Origin of the sequence: Williamwhitmania taraxaci (genome assembly GCF_900096565.1) — a bacterium.
In the GTDB taxonomy this organism is placed as follows: domain Bacteria; phylum Bacteroidota; class Bacteroidia; order Bacteroidales; family Williamwhitmaniaceae; genus Williamwhitmania; species Williamwhitmania taraxaci.
The window spans coordinates 1-10,554 of the sequence record NZ_FMYP01000095.1 but is presented as its reverse complement, the minus strand read 5'-3'; the positions used below and the strand labels follow the sequence as shown (position 1 = coordinate 10,554).

At 43.8% G+C, this 10,554-nt stretch carries 13 protein-coding genes; 1 reads left to right on the top strand and 12 read right to left on the bottom strand.

Features of this window, described 5'->3' with window-relative positions; all coding sequences use genetic code 11:
- Positions 1-398: 398 nt before the first annotated feature.
- The 6 genes from BLS65_RS16205 to BLS65_RS16180 all read right to left on the bottom strand — a co-directional run bounded on the left by BLS65_RS16205 (position 399) and on the right by BLS65_RS16180 (position 4,821).
- Complete coding sequence (locus BLS65_RS16205; protein ID WP_092440866.1) at positions 399-1,094, bottom strand: hypothetical protein; 696 nt, start codon at positions 1,092-1,094, stop codon at positions 399-401.
- Between the two features lie 440 nt (positions 1,095-1,534).
- Entirely contained in the window at positions 1,535-1,783 is a 249-nt protein-coding gene (locus BLS65_RS19065; RefSeq protein WP_394331466.1) for a type II toxin-antitoxin system RelE/ParE family toxin, read from the bottom strand.
- A 69-nt stretch (positions 1,784-1,852) separates the two neighbouring features.
- Positions 1,853-2,053 carry a hypothetical protein gene (locus BLS65_RS16195; protein ID WP_092440864.1) on the bottom strand — a complete coding sequence of 67 codons (201 nt, stop codon included), beginning with the start codon at positions 2,051-2,053 and terminating at the stop codon, positions 1,853-1,855.
- A 155-nt stretch (positions 2,054-2,208) separates the two neighbouring features.
- Positions 2,209-3,291 (bottom strand): glutaminyl-peptide cyclotransferase, encoded by a 1,083-nt coding sequence (locus BLS65_RS16190; protein ID WP_092440863.1) that lies wholly within the window; start codon positions 3,289-3,291, stop codon positions 2,209-2,211.
- A 4-nt stretch (positions 3,292-3,295) separates the two neighbouring features.
- Positions 3,296-3,712, bottom strand: a complete 417-nt coding sequence (locus BLS65_RS16185) for a BT0820 family HAD-type phosphatase (protein ID WP_394331465.1) — start codon at positions 3,710-3,712, stop codon at positions 3,296-3,298.
- A gap of 14 nt (positions 3,713-3,726) precedes the next feature.
- Complete coding sequence (locus BLS65_RS16180; protein ID WP_092440861.1) at positions 3,727-4,821, bottom strand: putative type IX sorting system protein PorV2; 1,095 nt, start codon at positions 4,819-4,821, stop codon at positions 3,727-3,729.
- A gap of 106 nt (positions 4,822-4,927) precedes the next feature.
- Here BLS65_RS16180 and pssA point away from each other — a divergent pair, with 106 nt between their 5' ends.
- On the top strand, positions 4,928-5,638 hold the full coding sequence (gene pssA / locus BLS65_RS16175; RefSeq protein WP_092440860.1) for a CDP-diacylglycerol--serine O-phosphatidyltransferase: 711 nt from the start codon (positions 4,928-4,930) through the stop codon (positions 5,636-5,638).
- On the opposite strand, the gene BLS65_RS16170 is transcribed toward pssA, so the two are convergent.
- From BLS65_RS16170 to BLS65_RS16150, 6 genes are all read right to left on the bottom strand, one after another.
- Complete coding sequence (locus tag BLS65_RS16170; protein ID WP_092440867.1) at positions 5,635-6,747, bottom strand: chorismate mutase; 1,113 nt, start codon at positions 6,745-6,747, stop codon at positions 5,635-5,637. The genes pssA and BLS65_RS16170 overlap by 4 nt on opposite strands.
- Before the next feature lie 250 nt (positions 6,748-6,997).
- Positions 6,998-7,123 (bottom strand): hypothetical protein, encoded by a 126-nt coding sequence (locus tag BLS65_RS18940; protein ID WP_262507998.1) that lies wholly within the window; start codon positions 7,121-7,123, stop codon positions 6,998-7,000.
- A gap of 11 nt (positions 7,124-7,134) precedes the next feature.
- Complete coding sequence (locus BLS65_RS16165) at positions 7,135-8,286, bottom strand: cytochrome d ubiquinol oxidase subunit II (protein ID WP_092440859.1); 1,152 nt, start codon at positions 8,284-8,286, stop codon at positions 7,135-7,137.
- A gap of 1 nt (position 8,287) precedes the next feature.
- Entirely contained in the window at positions 8,288-9,850 is a 1,563-nt protein-coding gene (locus BLS65_RS16160) for a cytochrome ubiquinol oxidase subunit I (protein ID WP_092440858.1), read from the bottom strand.
- 15 nt (positions 9,851-9,865) lie between these two features.
- Complete coding sequence (locus tag BLS65_RS16155) at positions 9,866-10,090, bottom strand: DUF4492 domain-containing protein (protein ID WP_092440857.1); 225 nt, start codon at positions 10,088-10,090, stop codon at positions 9,866-9,868.
- Between the two features lie 177 nt (positions 10,091-10,267).
- Positions 10,268-10,554, bottom strand: a 287-nt coding sequence (locus BLS65_RS16150) for a hypothetical protein (RefSeq protein WP_212590578.1), incomplete at its 5' end; no start/stop codon positions are given.

The window sequence follows — 10,554 nt, the reverse complement described above, 5'->3', positions numbered from 1 at the left end:
CCAGCTACAGCAGCCTTTGGCTATAAGCGCTTGGCAAGTTTACCGTATGGGCAACATAGCCTGCCTCGCCTTTTCAGCGGGCCCATGCCACCGCTTTTTGCTCTTGGCTAGGCTGCGGTTATGCTACCTTACTGCTTAGCGCCTGTTTTGATGCATTAGCAATGGGTTGTAGCGCACGGCCAGCATGTTCGCGCAAGCGGGGGCCTTAAGCCGCCACGCTTGGCCAGCTTACCGTATGGGCAACATGCCCATGCCACCGTCTTGCTCTTTGGGCATGGCTGCGGTTATGCTACCTTACTGCAAAGTGCCTGCTTTACTACATTGGCAATAGGTTGTAGCACACTGACAGCATAGCCTGTCCGCCGAAGGTGGATCCGCGATAACGGGGTAATCTATAACTATTTAGGAAATAAGTATGCTGGATCCCATTCGTACAAAGGTTCGGTTCGTTGAAGCTGTTTTACAAATGATTGAAATGCTTTGGATTCCTTCTTTAATTGGGCATCGTTTGGATTATCACTGATGGCTTGTTCATATATGGCAAGCCTCTCACTTGCTAACTTTTCAAATTGAGGATGGTTACACAGTTTCCAAATAACCATTTTCTTTTTTAGTGCATCGCCAGCAAATACATTATTTACGACATTTCGAATATCACTAGTCTCTATAAAAGGCAAAAAGCATCTTATGTCCTTCCAATATTCGAAAAACGGCAATGCGTCTTGCTCTATAAAACGAAGGATGAGCGAGCGCATTGTTTCTAAGGCCACGGGACTGTTAAGTTCAAGGGGCAAGTGTTCGTAAACCCCAACACCGATTGCCTTGTTGAATATGAATCCATGCTGGTCGGTAGTGAGGGTAACGCTATAATTGGTGTCTTTATCTGTGGCAAAGGCGGGTCGAAGGATTTCCTCTATTGGAAAAAAAGAGATTCTCGCTTTCAACCCTATAAAGTTGCCATTTAAAATATCTCCCAACCCAATTGTATTAATTCCAAAATTTGATTCAAGCTCAAACTTAGCATACCCCTGATTATTCGATTTTAAGGAATATCCATTAGGGGATATCATTTTTAATTCTTCAAGCAAATCCATTATTTAAAAATTTGAATTGTTTTAACAATTGCTCCACCATCGCCATTTCCAATGGACTTATATACATCGTTACGATAAATTCGGATTTTTGCCCCATTAAGAATCTTTGAACCTCCATAATCCTGAAAGTAACCAGCACTCGCACGGACGTATTTCCCGTCCGTGCGCTGTAAACCACGTCAAGTGTAAATATAACAAAAACTGGCACGCTGCTAGCATTGAGCAGCCTCGATAAGCGCACGATAGGTATTCAGGACGTTTCGTCTGGCTGAAACGGCTTACCTTACCGTAATCAGTTGCTGTGGAATTAAGACGATATCGATAGAACTATCAAATCGCCAATAATAAAACAAAAAAGCCCAACCTTACCTAGATTGGGACTACTCCGCTTGAGTAGTGTGATATATGTTCAGCCTGTAATCGGATGGGTAAAGAAAAGTCTAGCCTTTCATTTTTTCTGGATCTTGCCTCGAATCAAAAATATCTGTAATATAAATGTGTTCCCCGATTACCCGATACACTATTTTGTGGTGACCCGTAACTAAACGCCGATGATCTAGTCCCAAATGTTTAAGCGAGTGTTCCTTTTGGCCTTTCAATGGATGTAAACTCAAGGAGTCTGCTGCATCTAGAATTTGTTTTCGGATTTCGATCAACTTTGAGTATGGCACCTTTAGTACTTGTGCCATGAATTCGAGAGACTCATCAAGGCTAATTAGTGCCTGTTCTGTGTATAGAATTTTCATGGTTGGTCTACACTAGAAAATTCGCTTCTCTAACTCCTCTCTCGAAAATAGATTGCCTGTTTGGATATCGTTTTCCGCTTTTATTGCTCTACTTTCCAGCTTACATTTCAGGGCTGTATCCTTGCATAGCATCTCGTAAAACTCATTAATTAATCCCTCATCAGCTAGATACAGATGACTTTGAATAAAGTCCATTTTTTCAGTTGGATTCATACTTTACCTCGTTTTATATCACACAAAGTTAACGTTTTGAAGTGATATATAGTTCGGTTCTAGCTTAGGTTTTTTAATCGACCTAAACGGCGTTGCTGGCTGTAGAAAAATAGAAGATCACCCCGTCGGTTCATCTTCATTGGCAAATTGTCACATTATTTCATTTCCACCTCAAACAGCTTCGGCCAGTATTTCCCGGTGATAAATATTCTGCCGGTTTTGGCATCGTAGGCAATTCCGTTGAGCACATCGGTATTCCCCTTTTTATCTGACGATTTTAGCAGGTTGCGGCACATCACATCGGCCACCACGGCACCAGTCTTTGGGTCAATCTTTACAATGCGATCGGTCATGTAGACGTTGGCCCAAATAAACCCATCGATATACTCCAGCTCGTTGAGGTAGTGAACAGGTCCTTCGTTGTCAAAAACCTCCAAGCGGCTCTTCTCGGTAAAGTATTCCGGATCCATATAGTAAAGCAGGTTTGAGCCATCGCTCATCACCAGCTGCTTATCAACGGTGGTAATTCCCCACCCCTCGGTAGGATAGCTAAACTTGGTGAGTAGGCTAAACGTCTTGGTATCGTATACAAAGCATACGTTGGAACGCCACGTAATTTGGAAGATTTTATCGCCAAGAACCGTTATTCCTTCGCCAAAAATATCGGAAGGAATGTTGTATTGTTGAAGAACTTTTCCGGTGTTCAACTCAACCCTACGTAGGTTTGATTCGCCCATCTGGCCAGTGCCTTCAAGAAAGCCACCTTCATGAAACACCAATCCTTGCGTATAGGCACCAATATCGTGAGGATAAACCTTAGTTACCTTGCAGGTCATTTGCTTTGGTGCATCCTTGGGAAGGACCTTAACGGTGGCAGTCTCACTCGAAGTTTTTTTACCCGAATATGCCACAACGCGCAGCGAACGCGTTCCCATTTTACAACCAAGGCTATTCCACGTTAAGCTATTACCTATGAAAGCAGCCACACGCTGTCCATCGAGGAGCAAAACAGCCGAATCGATAGAATTTGCGGCCGAGGCTGGAACCATTTCAAAGGCAACCTGATCACCACTTCTCACAACACCGGTTGGGGCATTTTTCAAGCTAAAGAGAATCTCCTCTGGAGTAGTATCAGTGGCAGTGTTTCCGGTAGATTTGGTTGCCTCACCATTATGGGCACAGCTAATAATGCTTGCAACAAAAGCAACCGTGACAAATTGTAAAAACCTTACTTTCATATCTCTATTTCCTAAATAAATTCCAAAAACTCTTCTTCCGCATGCGCAAAGCCCTTAACTCTGCCTTGGCATCCACATTTGCCTCTTCAGGAAAAAGCATAGCCCAAATATTTGTCCACCCAGGAAATCCACCAATATTTTTATCATCGATATAAATTTCGGCATCAATTTTTCGAGAAATGGTTTCATCGTAAATTTCCTCTGGGTAATTACGGTTTACCGCATAGAACTCAACTCCGTTTTTGCGGCAGTACTCGACTGCCTCCTCGAGCTGACGACCGGCCCTGTATGTCCACAGAATTAGAATAAACCCACGCCTCTGAAGCATCTTTAGCGTTTCGAAGGCAAAAAGCTGTTCCTTGCCAATGGACGGGTATGCATTCTCCACAATGGTTCCATCAAAATCGACTGCAATTCGAATCATGCGTAGTAAGACTAAAATATGTTATTCAAATTCAAGCGATCGAAACTATACCCCACCGAAAAGATGTTGGAGTATTGACCAATGCCAACGCTGCCAATATTGGTAAGCGCGTAATCCAATGACCAACCGCGCCATTTCACACCTAAGCCTAAATTTGGTTGAAAGCTATAACTTTTCTTGCCGCCAAAGTCCGTCTCCTCTTGGATATTATTCACGCCCATCCGCAAAAACACCAGCCCATCGTAACCCACTTCCAACCCTAACTTCGGATCGATGCTGGCTGCTTTTGAGGAAATTAGGGTATGCCGCCGACCATCAAAAGTCATCTCGAGATTCAACTCGGCCATGGCACTTACTTTTCCGACAACGGCTATCCTGCGCGAAACGCCAGCAATTAAACGAGGTAGCGTAAGTTCAACACTTTGCGAAGGAGCATAATTAAAGGTAGAATCACCCACCTGAATTTCGAGCTTTTTCGAATTGAAGGTCCAGTATGAGAAGGTAGTGGTTACATCGCGCAGGGTTGCTGCCACCAACCATTTGCCCAAACCCTTACGAGCACCCAAGTCGATTCCGAAGCCATAGGCCGAGGCAAATTGGCCTACGTGCCGGTAAATGATTTTTGCATTTCCGCCAATACTAAGGCCCAGCTGAGGAATAATACGTCCATAGCCAACAAAGAAAGCATTGTCGGAGGTTGAGAAAAGGGAGATACGAGAGTAGTCGAGGTTGCCCTCTTTATCGATAAGCTGCGTTGTATTTAAAATATCGTCGACACCAAGCCGAACAAAACCAAGGCTAAAGCCCGAAAGGGAATCCTGACGGTAGGTGAATCCTATTGCATCGAAACTGGCTATTCCAGCAAAATATTCGGCATGCATAGCACCTACCCCATATTTTTGGCCTTGCAAAGTGAGTGAGGCAGGATTCCAAAAAGTGCTAAAGGGACCCAACTCCGAAGTCACCACCGATCCGCCCATGCTTAATGCGCGGGCACCAACGCCTACTTGTAAAAATTCGTTGCTATACTTCGGGGTAGTTTGGGCCAGAGCGCCCTGAACTCCAAGCAACAACAGAACATAAAACAAAAGTATCGTAGGCCTCATAGATGGTTTAATTCGGGCAATAAACTTATACAAACGAAAGGGTTTATCCAAACTACAATAAATAACTTAACTTTACGCCACTTATTGCTTTAAACACTGAAGAACCATGAGCATTATTCGCCATATTCCCAACGGAATAACATCGCTTAACCTATTTTCGGGGTGCGTCGCCATTGTTGCTGCATTCAACGGACAGTTTCAAGTTGCTGCCGGGTTTATTGTTCTGGCTGCCATCTTCGATTTTTTCGATGGATTAGCAGCAAGGGCTCTAAAGGCTTACTCCGATATTGGGAAAGAACTCGATTCCCTTGCCGATATGGTAAGTTTTGGCGTGGCTCCCTCGGTTATATTTTTTAAGCTTATACAGGTAGGCTTTGGTTTTGAAACGGGTTTTGTAGCCACTTACCTTCCGTATGCTGCCTTTATTATTGCAGTGTTCTCTGCGCTGCGGTTGGCAAAGTTCAACATCGACACACGCCAAACAACCTCATTCATTGGTTTACCAACACCTGCCAATGCCCTCTTTTTACTTTCATTTGGGCTCTACTTCGAAAGCAATTTGCCATACAAGGAAATGGTAACCAACCCTTGGGTGCTCATAGTTGTAGCGGCTATTTTCTCATGGATGCTCGTGGCTGAGATCCCAATGTTTGCCATGAAAATAAAGAGCATTAAGCTAAAAGGAAATGAAGTTCGCTACATTTTCTTGGCGCTCTCTGTGGTTCTAATTGTGCTGCTCCAGCAAATGGCACTATTGGGAATTATTCCGCTTTACATTCTTGTTTCTATCCTAACCCAAAAGAAGCAAACGGCTTAGCAAGGAAACTTCCGTTCACCCGGCCCCGACGACCGCATAATTGCCTCCTGCCTAAGGATAGACTCCTTGTGTACCATCTCCAGCAGGTTCTTAACAAACTCATGATTTAGACCAATAACTTCGGCCTGTTCCAGCCGATCCTTAAGTATCTGCTCAAAGCGCCGCACTTGAAGTATAGTGACGTTTTGCTGCAGCTTAAAGCGACCAATCTCCTCAGCAATCTTCATGCGCTGAGCAATCAGTTCCAGCATTTGCGCATCGAGCGAGTCAATTCGCTGGCGCAGGGTTTGAATGCAGCGCGCAAAACTAGTATCGGTTGTTGTGCTTGTTGGGAACGACATGCTACCCACCATTTCGCTAAGTTGAGCTGGGGTCAGCTGCTGGCGAGCATCACTTAGCGCCACAGAAGGGTTAATGTGAGTTTCGATCATTAATCCATCCATGTCGAGATCGAGGGCCTGCTGGGCTATAGACTGCACCAACTCCCACTTTCCGGCAATATGGCTCGGATCGCAAATCATGGGCAGGTTGGGAAATAATCGCTTTAACTCAATGGGAACTTCCCACCGAGGAATATTGCGTAATCCCCGCTTTTCGAAAGGATAAAAGCCGCGGTGAATTGCCGCCAACTTCTTACATCCGGCACGATTGATTCGCTCCAAAGCACCAATCCACAGTTCTATATCTGGATTTATCGGATTCTTCACCAACACGGGAACATCTACTCCACCAAGGGCTGCGGCTAACTCTTGAACCGAGAATGGATTTGAAACCGTTCGGGCTCCAACCCAAAGCACATCCACACCTGCCTTTAGTGCAGCCTCCACGTGGGCCGGTGTTGCCACCTCTACAGCCATCTTTAGCCCAGTAGCGGCCTTTGCCTCGGCGAGCCATTCGAGCGCCTCATTTCCAGCACCCTCAAAATTACCGGGGCGCGTGCGAGGCTTCCAAACACCCGCTCTGAATATTGAAACCTCTTTAATTTCGGCAATTGCAAGTGCCGTGGACATTACTTGTTCGCGCGTCTCGGCGCTACAAGGACCGCCTATTATAATCGGCCTACCAAATTCCGATCCAAACCATTCGCTGGCAGTAACAATATCTAGCATTGTAAAATAAAATTTGTCAAAGGTAACCATTCTACCACTACAACAAGTGGCAAGAGAATAAGGCAAGTATTACGATAGAAAATCGGAGGCGAAATATCTATCCAAAGAACTGCTTATACCAATTCTAAGATAAATAAGACAGCTTCATCAACAGCTACGACCTACAACGTATGGGTATTGGTGATACGAAAAAAAGGGTTGCCGTCTTTCGTGAAGAAAGAACGGCAACCCCTTAATATTTCTGGAAAGACTATTCGTCCACCTTATCGTGCTCCGAAGCTTCAAACTTCAGAACAGCCCACACCGCAAGCCGATAGGAGACATATATCACCACAGGCCAGCTAATAAGCGTAATTATTTCGGCAAAATACTTCATAGTAGATAGATCTAGTAAATGTGAATATCTTCCTTCATTTCGGCCGCATCAATCTTCTTGTTATTTATCTTCCTCCAAGTAAAAAAGATGTAGGCAGCAACAAACGGAACCATCAGCGATACGTAGCTCATAGCAGTAAGTGTATACTTGCTAGATGAACTATTGAAAATGGTTAAAGAGTGCTGTATATTAAAGGTTGAAGGATAAAAGGCCGTGTTGTTATACCCAACGGTAAGCATCAACGCTAGCACGGTGAAAATTACTCCGGGACCTGCAAACCAAATTCCTTTAGAACTGGTTTTGAATACCGAAAGACCGATCCCCCAAAGCACCAACACTACTCCGACCAAGAGCAATCCTAGCACCGCAGGCATGGCTATGAGATTGTGCAAGTATTTATAGTTCTCCATCGAGACCACTCCATTTTCCGGATCAACAGCAAACCCTTGGGCCAGCATAGTCGCACCTAGGAAGTAGAGAAAAAACAAAAGAAAAGGCAAAGAATTATAAAGCAGCTGCTTCTTCGATCGGGCCAAAATATTGGTATCGTCGATGTTATTCATAAAATATAACAAAGCGAGCACCCGCGAGAGGAAGAAAACCGCTAGACCAAGAGCCACATTATTCACATTGAGAACTGCCTCCAATCCGTGAAATGGATTTTCCCAAGCCGAGATTACCGGATTGGCAATGTTCGTAATGTTATCCTTAACCATTGAAAATTCTGATCCTGAGAAAAAAGTACCAACGGCAGTTCCAAGCAGAATCGTTCCTAAAAGACCGTTAAGAATTAAGAAAATTTCGTAGGTTTTAGCTCCAAGAAAATTATTGGCCCTCGACCGATACTCGTAGGAAACCGCCTGAATAATAAAAGCGAAAAGAATTGCCATCCACACCCAGTAAGCACCTCCAAAACTGGTAGAGTAAAACAGGGGAAAAGATGCAAAGAACGCACCACCAAAGGTAACTAAGGTTGTAAAGGTGAACTCCCACTTACGGCCCAATGAGTTTATCACTAAGCGCCGTTCATCCTCGTTTTTGGCAACGGTATAGATCAAGGTTTGTCCGCCCTGAACAAAGAGCAAAAAAACCAACAGTGCCGCTAGTAGCGAAACGATGAACCACCAATATTGCTGTAGAAAAATGTAAGTTGTATCAACCATATTAATGTCCTCCGTCGTTTGGTCCTGTTTTAATGGCTTTAAACATAATTCTCAGTTCGGCTATCAGTAGAACGGTAAATAGGACACCAAACATCCAGAAGGTGACTTGAACCGCACTAGCATCGATGCGCGAAACCGCGGCAACGGTTGGCAGTAGGTCTTGAATAACCCAAGGCTGACGGCCAACTTCCGCAACAATCCACCCTGCCTGTTGTGCAATGTACACAAGGGGAACGGAAACTACCATTAGATAAAGCAGCCAACGATGGTTCATTAATTCCTTCTTAAGCGTTAACCATAGCACTACCCCGAAAAGCAGAATAAAGAAAAAGCCAAGCGCCACCATCACGTGAAAGCTATAAAAGGTAAGGGGAACATTGGGTATAATGCTGGACGTATTGTTTAGATAACCATATCCGAAATAGGCAAAATTCTCCTGAAGCACCATTTTACTGAACATCATCATGCTCGAATCACCAGCCATCTTTGCCTTTCGATAATCGCTTAAGGCTTGAATTGCAATCCGCCCTCGGTCAATTTTCTGTTGAGCCGATGGCACTAAAATTGGAATGCCCTCACTATCGTTAACCACATAACCATCGATAATATCCTTCACCCCAGGAACAAAGGCATTAGCATCCTTGTAGGAAAGCATGGATAAGAGTTTCGGAATCTCAATCTTAAACACGAAAGGATCTTTCCCATCATCATAAGTTTTCCCGGGAGTAAGCATTCCTACAGCCACCAAGCCGGCCCCTTCGGTGCCATTATACAAACCCTCCATTGCAGCGAGCTTCATCGGTTGCTTCTGAGCCACTTGGTAAGCCGAACCATCACCCGTAAAGGCGAGGAATAAGGAGCTAATCAGACCAAATACACCTGCTATAATGATGCTCCGTTTCGCCATAAGAATCTCGCGTCCTTTGAGTAAATACCACGCGCTTACGCCTAATACAAAGACGGATGCCAAGACATATCCGGAAGTAACTGTATGCAAAAACTTATTCACGGCAACCGGGGAGAGAAGCACTTCCCAAAAGTTTGTCATCTCGTTGCGAGCAGTATCAGAATTAAAGGTCATTCCTATCGGATACTGCATCCAGCCATTAGCTACCAAAATCCAGAGCGCCGAAAGGTTGGCGCCAATAGCTGTAAGCCAACTGGCAGTAAGGTGAAAACGTTTGCTCACTTTATTCCATCCAAAAAACATGATAGCAATAAAGGTTGACTCCATAAAGAAGGCCATAATACCTTCAATAGCGAGAGGAGCACCAAAAATATCGCCCACGAACCAAGAATAGTTGGACCAGTTGGTTCCAAACTCAAACTCTAGAATTATCCCAGTTGCGACACCAATAGCAAAGTTAATCCCAAAGAGTGTCATCCAGAATTTTGTAATTCGCTTCCACTCTTCGTTACCAGTCCTCACGTATAACGTTTCGAAAATGGCAATGAGAAACGATAGCCCGAGCGTTAGTGGGACAAACAACCAGTGATACATAGCCGTTAGCGCGAACTGTGCCCTAGACCAGTTAACAACTGATAGGTCAAGGTTTTCAATCATAGCTTAGGTTTTATATTAGTTTTTAGGTTTTGATAATTGTTCAAGCACATAGTCTCCTCTTTCTTTGTCGGTTTTAAAATTGGTGTTTAGAAAGTTTGGAAAGAAGAAGAGTTTAAGTATCAGAAACATTATGAAAAGTTTTATCAGTATTAAAACCCACAAGGTTTTTCCAAGAGTCATACTTCGAAAACCCTCAACGTAGAAATTAAAAACACGATATAGTATATTTCTCTTCTTCATATTGATCGACCAAATTTAGGATAAAATAGTTAAACTTCACTAATGTTTTCTGCCTTAAAAACATAACTTAGTCCAGGTTGTTTGGTTTAGGAAAGAAATATATGCCATGTTTTTCGACAGTTTTTAAAAACTTTGGCTGTAATCTAAAAAAATGTTGTTGATAATATTTTGTTAGCATTAAAATGCTGCACTAACCTGAATTACTCCACTATTCCAATTTTGCGACTTCCACGACCGTTTCACTGGACATCGGTAGGTGCGCTCTGAGTAGGCTTGTATGAAACTCTTGTAATGCGCTTCAATGTTTGTAAATAGATCCCATGCTTGGTAGCGTTTCAACAGCTGCCGGCCTACCTTTTCCGGTGAGGATTTCTCCTTCTTTGCCCTTTCTACCGCGACAAACCAATTCGAATAGTTCTGTAGATACTTCGTTGACACGCCTCTCATTATCCTGTTGACAGCGG